The organism is Rhodoferax sp. LS1P39 (assembly GCF_056521425.1).
Genome location: NZ_JBWMAV010000017.1, coordinates 1 through 16881, shown reverse-complemented (window position 1 = coordinate 16881; position 16881 = coordinate 1). Strand labels below are relative to the sequence as shown.

Sequence of the window (16881 nt, the reverse complement as noted above, 5' to 3'; positions counted from 1 at the left end):
ATTTATAAAAAATCACTGCTTGGCGCTTATTCCATAAGCGCAAGCAGCTATTAAAGGAATAGCAAATGACCCTATCCCGCCGCCAGGTGATTCTGTCTGCCACCGGTGCCCTGGCGCTGGCGGCACCCCTGTTGGCCCAGGCCCAGGCCTGGCCCAGCAAGCCCATCAAGCTGATCGTGCCGTACCCGCCCGGCGGTTCGTCGGACATCATTGCCCGCGCCATCAGCCAGCCGTTGTCCGAGGCGCTCAAGCAGCCGGTCATCGTGGAAAACAAGCCCGGTGCCAACGGCAACCTGGGGGCCGACTTTGTGGCCAAGTCCGCACCCGACGGCTACACCCTGCTGCTGTGCGACGTGGGTGCGCTGGCCATCAGCCCCTCGGTCTACACCAAGCTGGCGTTCGACCCCAGCAAGGATTTGCGTGGTGTGACCATGCTGGCCTACTCGCCGCACATGCTGGTGGTGCACCCTTCCGTCACGGCCAACAACTTGAAAGAGCTGGTGGCACTGTCGAAGAAGACCGATCTGAACTTTGCCGTTACCGCCATGGGCAGTGCGCCCCACGTGGCCGGGGTGGCGGTAGAGCGCGCCAGCGGTGCCAAGTGGGTGTATGTGCCTTACAAGGGCGGCGTGCAAGCCATCTCCGACACCATTGGCGGCCAGACCCAGGTGCTGATGAACGGCATGCTGGCTACCTTGCCGCATGTGCAAAGCGGCAAGCTCAAGGTGCTGGGCATCTCCAAGAAGACCCGCATGCCGCTGGTGGGCAATGTGCCCACGCTGGCCGAGCAGGGCCTGACCGACTTTGAATCCGGCACCTGGCAAGGCGTGCTGGCGGCCAACGGCACACCGCCTGCCGTGCTGGCCCGCCTGAATGCCGAGCTCATCAAAGTGATCCGCAGCGCCGACATCCGCTCCCGCCTGACCGGCCAGGGGGCCGAGGTGGTGACCATGCAGCCGGGCGAGCAAGACCAATTTTTCAACCGCGAACGCAGCCGTTGGGCCAAGGTGGTGGCAGATGCCAGCATCCAGCTCGACTGAGCCGCCGCATCCTTAGTACCTGATTTTTCAACGAGAGAGAACCCAAAAAAATGAATCCGCAAGACCTCAAAACCATCATGGGCTCCGGCCTGCTGTCTTTCCCCATCACCGACTTTGATGCCCAAGGCGAGTTCAACGCCAAGACCTACGTCAAGCGCCTGGAATGGCTGGCCCCGTACGGCGCGTCGGCGCTGTTTGCCGCCGGTGGCACGGGCGAATACTTCTCGCTGGTGGGCGAGGAATACAGCCAGGTTGTCAAGACCGCAGTAGACACCTGCCGTGGCGTGGTGCCCATCATCGCCGGTGCCGGTGGCCCCACCCGCATGGCCATTGCCCATGCCCAGGAAGCTGAGCGCCTGGGTGCCCACGGCATCCTGCTGCTGCCGCACTACCTGACCGAAGCGGGCCAGGAAGGCCTGATCGAGCACGTGGCCCAGGTCTGCAACAGCGTGAAGTTTGGCGTGATCGTCTATAACCGCGACCGCACCAAGCTCACCCCCAACTCGCTGGCCATCCTGGCCGAGCGCTGCCCCAACCTGATCGGCTTCAAGGACGGCGTGGGCAACATCGAAACCATGTCCTCCATCTTCATGAAGATGGGCGACCGCTTTGCCTACCTGGGCGGCCTGCCCACCGCCGAGGTGTACGCAGCCGCCTACAAGGCGCTGGGCACGCCGGTGTACTCGTCGGCCGTGTTCAACTTCATCCCCAAAACCGCCATGGACTTCTACCATGCGGTGGCCGCCGATGACCTGCCCACGCAGCACAAGCTGTTGAAGGAATTCTTCATGCCCTACCTGGCCATCCGCAACCGCGTCGAAGGCTACGGCGTGAGCATCATCAAGGCCGGTGCCACCATCGTCGGCCACACTGCTGGCCCGGTACGCGCCCCCCTGACCGACCTCAAGCCCGCCGAGATGGAAGAACTCGCCGTGCTGATCCAGAAACTCGGCCCACAATAAGTCCCCATGACACAAAAACACGACAACTACATCAACGGTGCCTGGGTCGCTGGTGCCAGCTACGCGCCCAACATCAACCCGTCGAATCTGGCGGATGTGATCGGCGAGTACACCCAGGGCGATGCGGTCCAGCTCGACGCCGCCGTGCAGGCGGCGCAGGCGGCTTTCCCCGCCTGGGCCACCGGCAACGTGCAGGCCCGCGCCGACGCGCTGGACAAGATTGGCACCGAAATCCTGGCCCGCCGCGAAGAGCTGGGCACGCTGCTGGCCCGCGAAGAAGGCAAAACCCGTGCCGAAGGCATTGGCGAAGCCACCCGCGCAGGCAACATCTTCAAGTTCTTCGCTGGTGAATGCCTGCGCCTCACGGGCGAGATCGTGCCCTCGGTCCGCTCTGGCGTGGCGGTGGAAATCACCCGCGAACCCGTGGGCGTGGTGGGTTTGATCACCCCCTGGAACTTCCCCATCGCCATCCCCGCCTGGAAGATTGCCCCGGCCCTGGCCTACGGCAACTGCGTGGTCTTGAAGCCCGCTGATCTGGTGCCCGGCTGCGCCTGGGCGCTGGCCGAGATCATCAGCCGCAGCGGCATCCCCGCCGGCGTGTTCAACCTGGTGATGGGCCGTGGCTCGGTCATCGGTGACCCGCTGGTGAACCATCCCGGCATCAACGCCATCAGCTTCACCGGCTCGCAAGGCGTGGGTGCCCGCATCGCCCAGCAGTGCGCCGTGAACCTGAAGAAGGTGCAGCTGGAGATGGGCGGCAAGAACCCGCAAATCATCCTGGACGATGCCGACCTGGCCCAGGCCGTCGAGCTCAGCGTGCAAAGCGCGTTCTTCAGCACCGGCCAGCGCTGCACCGCGTCCAGCCGCCTGATCGTCACCGACGGCATCTACGGCAAGTTCGTGGAAGCCGTGCAGGCCCGCATGGCCACGCTGAAGATCGGCGATGCTTTGGCTGCCGGTATCGACATCGGCCCGGTGTCGTCGCTGTCGCAACTGCAGCAGGATCTGGACTACGTGGCCATCGGCCAGGCCGAAGGCGCGCAGTTGGCTGCTGGCGGCGCACGGCTGGAGCGCACGACCGAAGGCTTCTACATGGCCCCGGCTTTGCTGCTGGACACCACGTCTGCCATGCGCATCAACCGCGAAGAAGTCTTTGGCCCGGTGGCCAGTGTCATCCGCGTGAAAGACTACGAGGCTGCCCTGGCCGAGTCGAACAACACGCCGTTTGGCCTGTCCGCAGGCATTGCCACCACCAGCCTGAAATACGCCACGCACTTCAAGCGCCACAGCCAGGCCGGCATGGTCATGGTGAACCTGCCCACCGCAGGCGTGGATTACCACGTGCCGTTTGGTGGCCGCAAGGGCAGCAGCTTTGGCTCGCGCGAGCAGGGCCGCTATGCGCAAGAGTTCTTCACCACGGTGAAGACGGCCTACATCGGCGTTTGATCGGAGCTTGAAGCCATGCCGCGTGTCGTACTGTTCGGCGAATGCATGCTGGAGCTGCAAGGCCAGGCCTTTGGCAACATGCAGCAAGGCTTTGGTGGCGACACGCTGAACACCGCGGTCTACCTGGCGCGGTGTTCGGCGGGCAAGCTGCAGGTCGGCTATGCCACCGCGCTGGGCGACGACAGCCTGAGCAGCGGCCTGCTGGCGCGCTGGCAGGCCGAAGAGCTGGACACCGCCCTGGTGCAGCGCCTGCCGGGCCGCATGCCGGGCCTGTACCTGATCGAGGTGGATGCCCAGGGTGAGCGCAGCTTCAGCTACTGGCGCGACCACAGCGCGGCCAAGGCGTACTTTGATGCGCCGGTCACCCCACTGGAGCAGGCGGCAGACCAGATTGATGCGCTGTACCTCAGCGGCATCAGCCTGGCCATCCTGCCTACCGAGGGCCGCGAGCGTCTGCTGGCCCTGATGGCCCGCCTGCGCGCACGCGGGGCCAGCGTGGTCTTCGACAACAACTACCGCCCCCGCCTGTGGAGCAGCCGTGCCGAGGCCCACGCCTGGTTCGACCGCGCCTACGCCCTGGCCAGCATGGCCTTGGTCACCGCCGACGACGAGCAGGCCCTGCGCGGCCTACCCACACTGGAAGCCGCAGTGGAAGCCGCATCGGCCCTGCCATGCCCCGAGGTCGCCATCAAACGGGGCCGCGCCGCCACCCTGGTGCGCACCGCCAGCGGCGTGCAAGAGATCGCCACCGAGCGGGTCGAAAAGGTGGTGGACACCACCGCCGCAGGCGACTCCTTCGCCGCAGGCTACCTGGCCGTGCGCCTGCAAGGCGGCAGCATAGAAGCCGCCGCCACCCAAGGCAACCGCCTGGCGGCCCGCGTCATCCAGCACCGGGGTGCGCTGATTCCGTGGGACGCGATGGTGGACTTGGTGCTATAGAAAATAGAGCTGCCTGCGCTTACTCCATAAGCGCAGGCAGTGGTTTTTCTTTGGATTCTGGATCTACACCATCTGCGCGACGTAGTCCCCGATCGCCAAGCAACTCGTCAGCCCCGGAGATTCGATCCCGAACAAATTTACCAGCCCCGGCACGCCGTGCACCGCCGGGCCCTGGATGAGGAAGTCTTTGGCCGCTTCAAACGGGGCCTGGATCTTGGGGCGGATACCCGCGTAGCCAGGCTGCAGCGCGCCGTCCGGCAGGCCGGGCCAGTATTTGCGCACATCGGCATAGAAGGCATCGCCACGCGCCGGGTCTACCACTAGGTCGTCGGGGCTGTCGACCCACTGCACGTCGGGGCCGAACTTGGCCTGGCCACCCAGGTCCAGCGTGAGGTGCACGCCCAGCCCGGCGGCTTGCGGGGCGGGGTAGATGAGGTGGGTGAACGGTGCCCGTCCGGCCAGGGTGAAGTAGTTGCCTTTGGCAAAGTAGGGCGTGGGAACATGGCGCGCGTCCAGCCCGGCACAGCGGCGGGCCAGGGCGGGGGCCTGCAGCCCGGCGGCGTTGACGACAGTGCGGGCCTGCAGCCGGGTACCATCCACTGCTTCCAAAATAATAGCTGCTTGCGCCGATTCCATAAGCGCTAGAGGGCTATTGAGTGCCAAAATGCCGCCCGCGTGCTCCAGGTCGCCCAGCAGCGCAAGCATCAGCGCGTGGCTGTCGACGATGCCGGTGCTGGGCGACAGCAGTGCGCCGGTGCATTCCAGCTGCGGCTCTAGTGCGCGGGCACCGGCGCGGTCCAGCAAAACCAGGTCGTCCACGCCATTGGCAGCGGCCCGGGTGCGGATGCTCTCCAGCTGGGCGAGTTGCTCGGCATCGGTGGCCACGATGAGCTTGCCGCAGCGCTGGTGGCCAATGCCGCGCTCGGCGCAGTAGGCGTACAGCATTTGCTTGCCCCGCACGCACAGCTGCGCTTTGAGCGAGCCGGGTGCGTAGTACATACCGGCGTGGATGACTTCGCTGTTGCGCGCACTGGTGCCGGTGCCGATGGCATCGGCGGCTTCCAGCACCAGCACTTCGCGGCCCTGCAGGGCCAGCGCCCGGGCCACGGCCAGGCCGACTACGCCGGCCCCAATCACGACAACATCAACCTGGTCCATGTAACCTGTCCTTTTGTGCCAAACCGGGAAATAGCTTCAACCATAGCGCGGCCACCACCAGCGTGCCGATGCCGCCCAGCAGCACCGAGCCCACCGGCCCCAGCAGCGCGGCGGTGGCCCCGGATTCAAACTCGCCCAACTGGTTGGATGCGCCAATGAACACCGAGTTGACGGCGCTGACCCGGCCCCGCATCTCGTTGGGCGTTTCCAGTTGCACCAGGCTTTGCCGAATCACCACGCTGACCATGTCGGCACCGCCCGAAATCCCCAGCGCCGCCATCGACAGCGCCAGGCTGGTCGACGCGCCAAACACCAGCATGCACAGGCCGTACAACCCCACCGCCAGCAGCAGGGTGCGGCCCACCTTGCGCTGCAGCGGCCAGCGCGCCAGCACAATGGACACCAGCAGCGCACCCACCGCCGGAGACGCGCGCAGCAGGCCCAGGCCCCAGGGCCCGGTGTGCAAAATGTCTTTGGCAAACATCGGCAGCAGGGCCGTGGCCCCACCCAGCAGCACGGCAAACAGGTCCAGCGACACAGCACCCAGAATGGTTTTTTTCTCCCAGATGAAATGCACCCCGGCCAGCACGCTGCGCATTGTCATGGGTTCGTGCGGGGGCGGTACGTGGTCGTAGCGCAGGCCCGCCAGCAGCACCACACTCACGCCAAACAGCAATACGCCCGTGCCGTACACCGCGCTGGCCCCGGCCAGAAAGATGGCCCCGCCCAGCGCCGGGCCGCCGATGGTGGCCGCCTGCATGCCCGCCGCGCTCATGGCCATGGCCTGCGGCAGCAGGGCCGGGGGCACCAGCAGCGGCGTGAGGGCCTGCTGCGCGGGCATCTGGAAGGCGCGGGCGGCGCCCAGCACCAGCGACACCGCCAGCAGCCATTCGCGGCTCACCCATTGCTCGTGCGTGACCCACAGCAGGGTCACGGCCACCAGCGCCTGCAGCGCCATGCAGGTGGCCACGATGCGCCCGCGGTGCACCCGGTCGGCCACGTGCCCGGCCACCAGCGACAGCAGCAGTGCGGGCAAAAACTGCAGCAGCCCCACCAGTCCCAGGTCCCAGGCGCTGCCGGTCAGGTCGTACATCTGCCAGCCCACGGCCAGCATCAGCAACTGGCTGCCCAGGGTACCGAAGACGCGGGCGATCCACAGGCGCATGAAGGCGCGGTGCTCAAAAAGGGAGTTCAAGTCGGTGCTTACTGGAAGGTTGAAGAAAAGGCGGGGCGGGGCTGCCCAAACATCATAAGGGCGCTCCCGGTAGCGGCGCAGGCGGGGGCTGGGTAGGATGGGGCCGAAGTATTCCCTTTACGGAGACACAGGCATGGCAAAAGCGGCCCCCCATTCGGTTGGCGCGTCGGTGCGCAAGGTCCTGCATATGGGCATTCGCAAGCTGTTTGCGTCCGCACCCCGGCCACTGCGGTTCGCGGTGTACCGCTCGTTTGTGGATTGCGATGCCGCACCCGATGCCAAGCTGGTGCTCAAAATTGCCGAAACCCGCGAGGAACTGGAGGCCTGCTTTGGCCTGCTGCACGATGCCTATGTGAACGCTGGTTTCATGCAGCCGGACCCCAGTGGCATGCGCGTTACGCTCTACCACGCGCTGCCCACCACCACCACCCTGTGCGCCAAGATCGACGGCCAGGTGGTTGGCACCATCTCGCTGATCCGCGAGAGCGTGTTCGGCTTTCCGCTGCAGGCGATTTTTGATTTGAACAAGGTGCGCGAAGTGGGCGGCAACATCGCCGAGGTGTCGGCCCTGGCCGTGCACCCGGACTTTCGCAAGACCGGTGGGGCCATTTTGTTCCCGCTGATGAAGTTCATGTTCACCTATTGCGCCACCTATTTCGATACCCGGCACATCGTGATTGCGGTGAATCCCAACCGCATCGAGATGTACGAGTCGCTGCTGTTTTTTCAGCGGCTGCGCGCCACTCCGGTAGACAGCTACGACTTTGCCAACGGCGCGCCCGCCGTGGGGGCCAGCCTGGACCTGTACGCCGCGCCGCAGCTGTTCAAACACGTCTACGGCCCCAAACGGCAGCGCAAAAACCTGCACAACTATTTCATGGAGCTGGAGCTGCCCAATATCCAGCTGCCGCGCCGCCGCTACTTCACCACCAACGACCCGGTGATGACACCCGAGTTGCTCGACTATTTTTTCAACCAGCAAACCCAGGGCTTTGCGCGGCTGGACGAGCGCAAAAAAGCCCTGCTGCACACCATCTACAACCTGCCTGAATACCAGCCTGTGTTGCCCACCATCCCCCTGGCGGCCAACGCCAGCCACCCGCTGCGGGCACATCCGCGCTATTCGCTCAAATGCCCCGCCGAGCTGCGGTTGGAGCGCAGCGATGGCACCGAAATCCACACCCTGGACGTGATCGAAATCTCCAACGGCGGTTTCCAGGCGCAATGCGCCAGCACGCTGCCCCCGCAGGTGTGGGGTGGCGTATCGGTGCATCTGGGGGAGGGCGAGAAATCCAGCGTGCAGGCCATGGTGGTGCGCGCCAAGGACGGCTTCTACGGCTTCAAAATTGCCGCGCCCGATGCCGTGTGGCTGCGCTGCGTGCAGGTGCTGGAATCGGGCACCACGCACGCGCATGCTACGTTTTAAATAGCTGCTTGCGCTTATGGAGTAAGCGCTGGAGGCCTATTTGACTTGAAAATCAGTGCAGGTAATCGCCATCGGGCGCAGCCGACGACACGTTGAAGAAGCTGGTGCCGGTGGTGCCCCGGCCAATTTCTTCTTCAGTGGCTTCACGCACACCGGCCACGGCCAGCTTCAGGCGCAGCGCCATGCCGGCCAGTGGGTGGTTGCCGTCCAGTACCACGTGCTCGGGGTAGATTTCAGAGACGATGAACAGGCCGTGGCGGGGCACCTCGGGGCTGATTCCTTCGGGCAGAGCGCTGCCGTCAAAGCTCATGCCTTCCTCTAGCACGTCAGGGAACAGGCTGCGCGCCTCCAGAAAGATCAACTGGTCGTTGAAGTCGCCAAAGGCCTCCTCGGGCTCCAGCTGCAGCTCCAGCACATCGCCGACCCGGTGGCCTTGCAATTCTTCTTCCACCTTCTTGAGCAGATCGCCGCCGCCCACCAGAAGTTCTACCGGCTCGTCGAGCACGTCCAGTTCCACGCCCAGGGTGTCCTTGAGCGTCCAGGTCAGAGCGACCACACATTGTTGGGTAATTTCCATAGGAGAATTGTCGCAGTTTAGGCACCTGCCTACATGACACACCCAAGGATATCTGTGGACACCACCCAAATTTTGCCCCTGCTGGGCGGACTGAGCCCGCAGCAATTCATGCGCGACTACTGGCAAAAAAAGCCTTTGCTCATCCGCCAAGCTATTCCCGGCTTCCAAGCCCTGCTGGACCGTAGCGCGCTGTTTGCGCTGGCCGAGCAAGACGAGGTCGAGTCGCGCCTCATTACCCAGACCGATGCCGGCTGGAAGATGAAAAACGGCCCCCTGCCGCGCCGCGCCCTGCCGCCGCTGAAAACCCCCGGTTGGACTTTGCTGGTGCAGGGCGTGGACACCCATGCCGCCGCCGTGCACGACTTGTTGCAGCAGTTCCGTTTTGTGCCCGACGCGCGGCTGGACGATGTGATGGTGAGCTTTGCCACCGACGGCGGCGGCGTGGGCCCGCACTTTGACAGTTACGATGTGTTCTTGCTGCAAGCCCATGGCCAGCGCCGCTGGCGCATCGGGCGGCAAAAAGATCTGAGCCTGGTGGATGGCGTACCGCTGAAGATATTGGCGAACTTTGTGCCCGAACAAGAGTTTGTGCTGGAGCCCGGCGACATGCTCTACCTGCCGCCGCGCTATGCCCACGACGGCGTGGCGGTGGGCGAATGCATGACCTACTCGGTGGGTTTTCGCGCACCCAAGCGCGCCGAGCTGCTCCGCGAACTCATGCAGCGCATGGCCGAAGAGGCCGAGGATGCGGTTGGCGAGGCCTTGTACAGCGACCCCGACCAGCCCGCCACCGATACGCCCGGGGCCATTCCGGCAGCGCTGCAAGATTTTGCGCAGACCGCGCTGCAAGAGCTGCTGGACGACCCGGTCGCTCTGCAATGCGCACTGGGCGAGGTGCTCACCGAGCCCAAGGCCCAGGTCTGGTTCGAGGCCAACGAGCCGTCCGAGCCGCTGGGTGCCGTCACGCTGGACCCGCGCAGCCGCATGTTCTACGACGCGCAGCACATCTTCATCAATGGCGAGAGCTTTCGTGCCGCCGGGCGTGATGCCACCCTGATGCGCCGCCTGGCCGATGCGCGCACACTGGGGGCCAAAGATTTGGCCCGCGCCAGTGCCGACGCGCGTTCTCTGGTGCTGTCGTGGTGCGCCAATGGCTGGGTGCACTCTCACTGAAAGGTCTTCACATGGATGACTCTTCCGCCCCCCAACGCCCGACAGGCCGCTTCCTGGGTCGGGTCGCTTTCCAGCAGGTAGTGCGCGACGCGCTGGCCTGCGCGGCGCATGAGGGCTGGCGAGAGATCGTTGTGAGTGACCCGACTTTCGAAGACTGGCCGCTGGGTGAACGGGAGGTTTGCACTTCTTTACAAAACTGGGCGCGGCCAGGGCGGCAGTTCACCATGTTGGCCGTGTCCTTTGATGCCGTCGTGCGCCGCCATGCCCGGTTTGTGGCCTGGCGCACCACCTGGTCGCACCTGATCGACTGCCGTGCCTGCCGCAGCGCCGATCCGCAAGACATGCCCAGCGCCTTGTATAGCCCTGTATGGACCATGCGCCGCCTGGACCTGGAGCACAGCAGCGGCATCTGCGGCGAAGAGGCCCAGCGGCGGGTCCTGCTGCAGCAGGCGCAGGGTGAATGGCTGCGCAAAAGCAGCCCGGCGTTCCCGTCATCCACGCTAGGCCTTTAGTTTGCATGTTGTATTTACGAGTAAGGGTTTTTGAGCATTGCGGGAGAAGAAGCTTATAATTGAAGGCTGAGTTGAAAGAACTCGAGTGCTTTCTCTCGGTCGCATCAACGCTATCGTTATGCTGACAATTTCCGGAAATTGTTTCTACTCCCTATCTCTTTAAGGAATTTTCTAATGAACAAATCGCTTGTACTCGCGGCTCTGATGGCTGCTGTTGTTTTGGCTGCTTGCGGCAAAAAAGAAGAACCCGCACCTGTTGTCGAAGCACCTGCTGCTGCCGCTGTTGAAGCTGCTGTTGCTCCTGTTGCTGCTGCTGCCGAAGCTGCTGCTTCCGCTGCAACCGACGCTGCTGCTGCTGCTACCAGCGCTGCTGCTGCTGCTGGCACCGCTGTCGAAGCTGCAAAAGACGCTGCTTCCGCTGCTGTTGCAAAGTAATTTTTCTTTGCGCCTTGAAAAGCCACCGCAAGGTGGCTTTTTTTATGGGCGCTTGGTAGGTAAATAGTGGCAGTCCTTGCATTCAAGGTTTCCCCCACCAACTACAAAGACTAAGCTGTGGGCTTGTGCCCTGAGACGATGGAGAAACGTGTGGCTGATTTTGTAACGAGCATGGTGCGGTTTCTTGTCCGCGCGGTGGTACTGGCGATGGGTCTGGTGTTTGCCGCCTGTCTGTTGGTGGTGGTATTCGCGCTGGCGGTGCTATGGGGCTTGCGTGCGGTATGGGCCAAACTTACCGGCCAGCCCTTGACGCCGTGGGTCATGCGGGTCAATCCCCGCACAGGCTGGACCCGGGCATCGCAGACCGCCAGTCGCTGGCAGTCTGCAGCCAAACAACCCAGAGGTCGTGCCAAAGGTGCTGGCCGCGACTTGGCCGATGTGACCGATGTGCAAGTTAAGGAACTTTAAGTTTCGTTTTGTTGCGGCGAGGTTTCGTCCGGCCCGGCTGTGTTCGCTGTTGCGGACAGACCTGGAATTCAAACTGTTCCTGTGAGATCGCTATGGTCACCTGTGTGGACCGAATGTAAAAAATGCTTCAATGGCGGAGGGGGCGTAAATGGGGGGAGAGTCGGATTTTTTTACACTTTGAGAGGGTGGAATCCTCTTTGCAGTCGTAAGTCTTTGATTTACATAAAAAAACAAAGATGGCACACACATTGCTTTTACTCTCCCATCGAGTCGCTTGTTTGTTCAATTAAGGAGTTCACATGAAATACGCATTTAAAGCCGCTATTCTTTCCGCAGCTGTTGCTGTTGCTGGTTTTTCCCTGCCAGCTGTAGCCGCGCCAACACCAACGTTCACCGTCAACACTTCGTTGTTCGGCTACGCCACCCCTGACTTCACCTCCAACTTCATCAATGGTTCGGCTTCCACGCTGGTGACCTTGAATCCCAACCTGATTAACCAAACTGGTACGGGCTACACACAGTTCACCTCCTTCCAAGGCGTAGGTGCATTCGACTCGGGTTTGGCTCTTTCTAACAACGTCGGCTACGCAATGTGGGCTGAATTCAGTTACACATTGGCATTGGCTGACGGTGTCTATGCGGCTCCTGGCAGCACATATACCGTTACCGCTTTGAGCTTCAATTTGTACGGCGAAGCTAGCAACGGTATCGCTAACAACAGCGTGTTTACGGCAGCCGATAACACCAATGCTGCGAGCGGCACTGTTGCTCACTCTGCAGACACTGTATTGCTGGGTTCTGGCGTGTCTATCCAGGGGGTATCGTCGCTCAACCCCTTGGCTGGAACCTCGTTGAACTCCACGATGAATTTCGCGCTGACCGCCGCTGGTAAGACCTTCTTCATTGACCCAGTTCCTTTCTATGACATGGCCTTCAGCAGCTTTACCAACACAACAAATGGCTTTGTTGTGAATGCAGCAGGCACCATGGCTGCGATCAACAACGCCTCTGGTGGTGTTGACTTCAACCGTGTACCTGAACCCACCAGCGTAGCACTCTTGGGTCTGGGCTTGGTAGCTTTGGCTGCATCGCGTCGCCGTCGTAACGCGAAATAACTTGAACCGTAAGGTTCGTAACGAAAAAGGGGCTTCGGCCCCTTTTTTTATGCGGCACTAAAACTTTGAACGACTGCTGCCGTAAACTGATGTAGGCAACTTGTTGCTGCGTGTTACACCTCAATTTAGGGAACTCGACGTGAGTCTACACACACCTCTCAATGGTTTAGCAAGCGAGAATGTTACTGGTCACCATCATTCAGTGCTGTCTGTTCATAAACCAACCTCAACGCAAGAGGTTCAAGAGCTTGTGCTTAGGTCGCGCCAAACTAGAAGTCCGCTTTACCCAATATCATGTGGTTTAAATTGGGGATACGGATCGGCATCGCCTGTTGTACCTGGTTGTTCTTTGGTGGATCTTGGGGGCATGAACCGAATTCTTAATGCGGAGAAAATATCAGTTTCAAACCCAGTTGCGGTAATTGAGCCTGGCGTCACCCAAGGTCAGTTATACGATTTTCTGCAAAAAAAATGTCCAGAACTTACTTTTAACGTCACTGGTTCCGCACGGAATACAAGCCTGATAGGCAATGCATTGGACCGTGGTGTTGGCTATTTTGGGCCGCGTAAAGATGACTTATTTGGTTTGGAAGTAGTATGTGGCTCCGGACAAATAATAAAAACTGGTTTTAGACGATTAGGTGAAAACTCACCATTGGCCCATAGTCACCCATTTGGGCTGGGCCCTATGCTTGATGGTCTTTTCTTTCAAGGCAATTATGGAATCGTAACTAGTGCATGCTTCCGACTTATTCCTCGTCGTCCTAAAGAAGTTGCGGTATCGTTTGCTTTACGCGACAGTGCGAATTTGAGCTTATTTATTGATAAATTAGGGCATCTCAAAAGAGAAGGTTTGATGACGTCAGTAACGCATATTGCGAATAAAGCACGGAGTCAAGCATCCCTGATGTTTGGCGTGACAAACTATCTTGAAAAGTATTGTGGTTTTAGCGGTGGAAAAGCATTAATTGAAGCTGAAAAAGCTCTCCAAATCGTTGCGCCGAACGAATGGACGAGCCTTGGTGCCCTTACGGGTAATGCGGGGCAAGTTGCTGCCGCAACGAGGGAAATTAAGCAACGCATGAAGCACATTGCGAGGGTAAGCATTATTACCGACGGATTGCTCGATTTTGGATATACCGTAATGCATAATTTACGATTTTTGCCATTTGCACGTGCAAATGCCGCAGCCATTTCAGCAATAAGACCTTTGCATGCGCTAGCCTTAGGTGTCCCTACGGACGTTGCTATAGAAAACTTATTGTGGAAATATGCCCGTACAGACCTTAATGCCGATCAGTTGGACCAATCTAACTGTGGCTTGATGTTTATCAGTCCCGCGCTGCCTCCCGATGGAAAAATTGTAGTGCGCTTAATTGATGGCATGACGCGGATAGCAGAAAAATATGGGCATACACTTTATATGACCATCAATATTGAAACTGCCACTTCATTTGTTGCCATTATTAATATTCTTTTTGATCGCGCTAATATTTCTGAGGTAAATAACGCCCATCATTGTGCAGATGCGTTATTAAATTATATTCATGAACAGGGGCTTGAGATTTATAGGGCGCGGGCTGATGTTATGGAGGAAATTGTTTCTCGTGATCCTTCATATTGGAAGGTGGTGCGTTCTTTAAAAGATAATTTGGATCCTGATGATATTATAGCTCCTGGCCGATATAATATTATTGATTAATATATAATGTATTTTTGAATGCAATATAAAATTTCATGATTAGTATACTTGTGGTGTGTTCGGCCAATGTTTGCAGATCCCCCATGGCTCAGATTGTGGGTACCCAGCGGGCTGAGCGCGGAGGCGTGTCGCAGCAGATTCGTTTTGAATCTGCAGGGATTCATGCAAGCAGAAATAGTATGCGTATGGATACGCGTGCTATTGCTGTACTGGAGCGGCGGGGTTATTCAGTAAAAAAAATGCGTTCGCGGTCTATAGAAGAGAAAGACTTCCAGCGATTCGACTTGATTCTTGCAATGGATTTTGCGATTTATGGTGAATTGCAACGTATATGCCCGCTCGAGTCACAGCCTAAGTTGAAAATGTTTCTTGCTTTAAGTGCAGATTTAAATCGGGAAACGAGTGCCGATGAAGTGCCTGACCCGTACTACGGCAATTTTGAAGGTTTTGAACGGGTGTTGGACTTATGCGAAGCGGGCGTAGAAGGAATTTTGAGTCGCACCTTCTGCTGATGAAGAATACCGCCGTCAATCCATCTTTTATACGTGGTAGTAATCACGATACCAAGTAACAAAATTGGTGATACCTGTTTGGATACTTGTACTTGGCACAAAGCCTACCCAATCTCGTAAGGCATCGGTATTGGCGTAAGTTGCAGGCACGTCGCCGTCTTGTAGCGGTAGCAGACGCTTTTCTGCTTTTTTCCCCAGTGCATCTTCAATGCAGGCAACGAAATTGAGCAACGGCACAGGGTTATTGTTACCTATATTGAAAACTCTGTATGGTGCGTTACTGGTGGCGGGATCGGCTGTAGCTGCATCATACTTGGCATCAGGTTCCGCAATCCGGTCTAGCACGCGAATCACACCCTCTACGATGTCATCCACATAGGTGAAATCGCGCTGCATGTTGCCATAGTTATAGATGTCAATTGGATTGTTATCCATTATGGCTTTTGTGAACAAGAATAACGCCATATCGGGCCGACCCCATGGGCCGTAAACCGTGAAAAATCGCAAGCCTGTAGTGGGTAAGTTGTATAGATGGCTGTATGTGTGAGCCATTAATTCGTTGGCTTTTTTGGTGGCCGCGTATAGGCTCACCGGATGATCCACGCTGTCATGTTCCGAAAAAGGCATCTTGGTATTGCCGCCGTAAACACTAGAGCTGGATGCATAAACCAAATGCTGTACTTTGCTATGACGGCTGCCTTCCAGGATGTTGACAAAACCAATCAAATTGCTGTCTACATAAGCGTGCGGATTTTGCAGAGAGTACCGCACCCCTGCCTGCGCGGCAAGATGGATCACTCGATCGAATTTCTCCTCCATAAACAGAGCCGCTATCGCTGCACGGTCACCTATGTCCAACTGCACGAATCGGAATCTTGCGTGCAAAGTCAAACGGCGTAGACGATTGTGTTTCAGGTTTACGTCGTAGTAGTCGTTCAGGTTGTCCAGTCCGACCACCTCGTCGCCACGTGCCAACAGCTTTAGCGCCGCCGTCATTCCAATGAAGCCCGCAGCCCCCGTCACTAAAATCTTCATAAACCTACCTTTTGCTTGTTTCGTTACACTATTGATCTTAACTGGTCTTCGGCATACGGTAACGCAGATACGATGCCTTACATGAAGAGGAGGCGCGCCATGTGGCGTATGACGGTTTTAATTGTTTTAGTGCTGCATGCAGATGTCGCATGGAGTGAGGTCGATGTCAACCAAGCTGACATAGTTGCATTGGATGGAATTCGGGGTGTCGGCCCTAGCATGTCTCGGAAAATTTTGCTGGAGCGTAGTCGGGGCGGATTTAAAGACTGGGCAGATTTGATAGCGCGGGTTTCTGGCATTAGTGACAAAACGGCTGCCAAGCTTTCTTCAGAAGGCTTAACGGTTGACGGAAAGAGTTTCGCCGTATCTCCGAAATTTCCGCAGTAGAGGGTGTCCGAATCTTTGTGTAAACGGGTCGGAGTTCAGTGAGCGGAGATGCAGTCCCCAACCTGAGTGGCAAATAGGGTGACGGCTGCCTTCCATTCCCGGATGGGCATGGTTCATTTTTGGCCGATGTTGCGCAGAGTCAAGTAAAACAGCTTGGTCAGCTTGCGCATTCCCATGCTGACCGACTCGATAGCATTGGTCGTATAAATCACCCGTCGGATGTCCGGTGGATAGTCAAAGAACGGCACCAGTTGGCCTCAGTTCCGGCGACAGGACTGGCCGATGGGTCGGTATTCGCTATCCCACTCGGTCTCGAACTCCCCCAAGCGCAGTTTGGCCTCTTCAGCGGTAGTGGAAGTATAGATGCGCCGTAGCGCCACCTCCTTCCTGCGCTTTCAGGATGCGTAGTTCAGGCTGTTGCGCACCATATGCACTATGCATAGCTGCACCGCCGCTTTGGGAAATGCGGGTTCAATGGCATCGGGGAAGCCTGTGAACCCGTCGACACAGGCAGTGAAGATGTCCTGTACGCTACCGTTGCGCAGTTCGGTGACGACCTGGAGCCAGAACTTGGCACCTGCGGTCTGAGTCAGCCATACCCCCGATACTGTTAGAGCCGATCCAATCTTGACTGTTTGGCTTGCCTACGGTGGCGATTGTGCAAGTCGTTGATGTTGTACACGCGCTGTGGCCGCCCCTGCCACAGTGCCTTGACACAGGCGCGGGCCAGGTCGTCGGCATGGATGTGGTTGGTGAACACATCGTCGGCCCGCTCCAGCACCGGGGTGCCCTTGCGCAG

General features: G+C 59.0%; 17 protein-coding genes and 2 pseudogenes. 13 read left to right on the top strand and 6 right to left on the bottom strand.

Features of this window, described 5'->3' with window-relative positions:
* Positions 1-65: 65 nt before the first annotated feature.
* Genes AC097O_RS21145 through AC097O_RS21130 form a run of 4 tightly spaced genes read left to right on the top strand, consistent with a single transcriptional unit; the run spans position 66 to position 4387 of the window.
* The gene (locus AC097O_RS21145; RefSeq protein ID WP_479594893.1) at positions 66-1040 is read left to right on the top strand and encodes a Bug family tripartite tricarboxylate transporter substrate binding protein; all 975 of its coding nucleotides are present in this window, start codon (positions 66-68) and stop codon (positions 1038-1040) included.
* Between the two features lie 50 nt (positions 1041-1090).
* Complete coding sequence (gene kdgD, locus AC097O_RS21140) at positions 1091-2002, top strand: 5-dehydro-4-deoxyglucarate dehydratase (protein WP_479594892.1); 912 nt, start codon at positions 1091-1093, stop codon at positions 2000-2002.
* Positions 2003-2008: 6 nt separating this feature from the next.
* Positions 2009-3448: an aldehyde dehydrogenase family protein gene (locus AC097O_RS21135; RefSeq protein WP_479594890.1), complete on the top strand. Its 1440-nt coding sequence runs from the start codon at positions 2009-2011 to the stop codon at positions 3446-3448.
* A 15-nt stretch (positions 3449-3463) separates the two neighbouring features.
* Positions 3464-4387: a sugar kinase gene (locus tag AC097O_RS21130; protein WP_479594888.1), complete on the top strand. Its 924-nt coding sequence runs from the start codon at positions 3464-3466 to the stop codon at positions 4385-4387.
* Positions 4388-4450: 63 nt separating this feature from the next.
* On the opposite strand, the gene AC097O_RS21125 is transcribed toward AC097O_RS21130, so the two are convergent.
* Positions 4451-5545, bottom strand: a complete 1095-nt coding sequence (locus AC097O_RS21125) for an NAD(P)/FAD-dependent oxidoreductase (RefSeq protein ID WP_479594886.1) — start codon at positions 5543-5545, stop codon at positions 4451-4453.
* Positions 5532-6740 (bottom strand): MFS transporter, encoded by a 1209-nt coding sequence (locus tag AC097O_RS21120; RefSeq protein ID WP_479594884.1) that lies wholly within the window; start codon positions 6738-6740, stop codon positions 5532-5534. Before AC097O_RS21120 ends, AC097O_RS21125 begins: the two co-directional genes overlap by 14 nt.
* Positions 6741-6873: 133 nt before the next feature.
* On the opposite strand from AC097O_RS21120, the gene AC097O_RS21115 reads away from it, so the two are divergent.
* The gene (locus tag AC097O_RS21115; protein ID WP_479594882.1) at positions 6874-8166 is read left to right on the top strand and encodes a GNAT family N-acetyltransferase; all 1293 of its coding nucleotides are present in this window, start codon (positions 6874-6876) and stop codon (positions 8164-8166) included.
* A 52-nt stretch (positions 8167-8218) separates the two neighbouring features.
* Here AC097O_RS21115 and AC097O_RS21110 read toward each other — a convergent pair whose 3' ends face one another.
* Complete coding sequence (locus tag AC097O_RS21110) at positions 8219-8743, bottom strand: FKBP-type peptidyl-prolyl cis-trans isomerase (protein ID WP_479594880.1); 525 nt, start codon at positions 8741-8743, stop codon at positions 8219-8221.
* A 54-nt stretch (positions 8744-8797) separates the two neighbouring features.
* Here AC097O_RS21110 and AC097O_RS21105 point away from each other — a divergent pair, with 54 nt between their 5' ends.
* The 7 genes from AC097O_RS21105 to AC097O_RS21075 all read left to right on the top strand — a co-directional run bounded on the left by AC097O_RS21105 (position 8798) and on the right by AC097O_RS21075 (position 14660).
* Positions 8798-9916 (top strand): JmjC domain-containing protein, encoded by a 1119-nt coding sequence (locus AC097O_RS21105; RefSeq protein WP_479594878.1) that lies wholly within the window; start codon positions 8798-8800, stop codon positions 9914-9916.
* Positions 9917-9927: 11 nt separating this feature from the next.
* The gene (locus tag AC097O_RS21100; protein ID WP_479594876.1) at positions 9928-10428 is read left to right on the top strand and encodes a hypothetical protein; all 501 of its coding nucleotides are present in this window, start codon (positions 9928-9930) and stop codon (positions 10426-10428) included.
* Positions 10429-10642: 214 nt separating this feature from the next.
* Complete coding sequence (locus tag AC097O_RS21095; RefSeq protein ID WP_479594874.1) at positions 10643-10930, top strand: hypothetical protein; 288 nt, start codon at positions 10643-10645, stop codon at positions 10928-10930.
* Positions 10931-11013: 83 nt separating this feature from the next.
* Positions 11014-11331, top strand: coding sequence for a hypothetical protein (locus AC097O_RS21090; RefSeq protein ID WP_479594872.1), 318 nt, complete (start codon positions 11014-11016; stop codon positions 11329-11331).
* A 299-nt stretch (positions 11332-11630) separates the two neighbouring features.
* On the top strand, positions 11631-12446 hold the full coding sequence (gene pepA / locus AC097O_RS21085; protein WP_479594870.1) for a flocculation-associated PEP-CTERM protein PepA: 816 nt from the start codon (positions 11631-11633) through the stop codon (positions 12444-12446).
* A gap of 139 nt (positions 12447-12585) precedes the next feature.
* Positions 12586-14148: an FAD-binding oxidoreductase gene (locus tag AC097O_RS21080; RefSeq protein ID WP_479594868.1), complete on the top strand. Its 1563-nt coding sequence runs from the start codon at positions 12586-12588 to the stop codon at positions 14146-14148.
* Positions 14149-14183: 35 nt separating this feature from the next.
* Positions 14184-14660 carry a low molecular weight protein-tyrosine-phosphatase gene (locus tag AC097O_RS21075; RefSeq protein ID WP_479594866.1) on the top strand — a complete coding sequence of 159 codons (477 nt, stop codon included), beginning with the start codon at positions 14184-14186 and terminating at the stop codon, positions 14658-14660.
* A gap of 27 nt (positions 14661-14687) precedes the next feature.
* Here the strand turns inward: AC097O_RS21075 and AC097O_RS21070 are convergent, their stop codons facing one another.
* On the bottom strand, positions 14688-15695 hold the full coding sequence (locus AC097O_RS21070; protein ID WP_479594864.1) for an NAD-dependent epimerase: 1008 nt from the start codon (positions 15693-15695) through the stop codon (positions 14688-14690).
* Positions 15696-15794: 99 nt separating this feature from the next.
* On the opposite strand from AC097O_RS21070, the gene AC097O_RS21065 reads away from it, so the two are divergent.
* Entirely contained in the window at positions 15795-16082 is a 288-nt protein-coding gene (locus AC097O_RS21065; RefSeq protein ID WP_479594862.1) for a ComEA family DNA-binding protein, read from the top strand.
* A 35-nt stretch (positions 16083-16117) separates the two neighbouring features.
* Here AC097O_RS21065 and AC097O_RS21060 read toward each other — a convergent pair.
* Positions 16118-16714, bottom strand: a pseudogene (locus AC097O_RS21060) (transposase); the annotation flags it as partial.
* Positions 16693-16881: pseudogene (locus AC097O_RS21055) on the bottom strand (hypothetical protein); the annotation flags it as partial. The pseudogenes AC097O_RS21060 and AC097O_RS21055, both read right to left, overlap by 22 nt.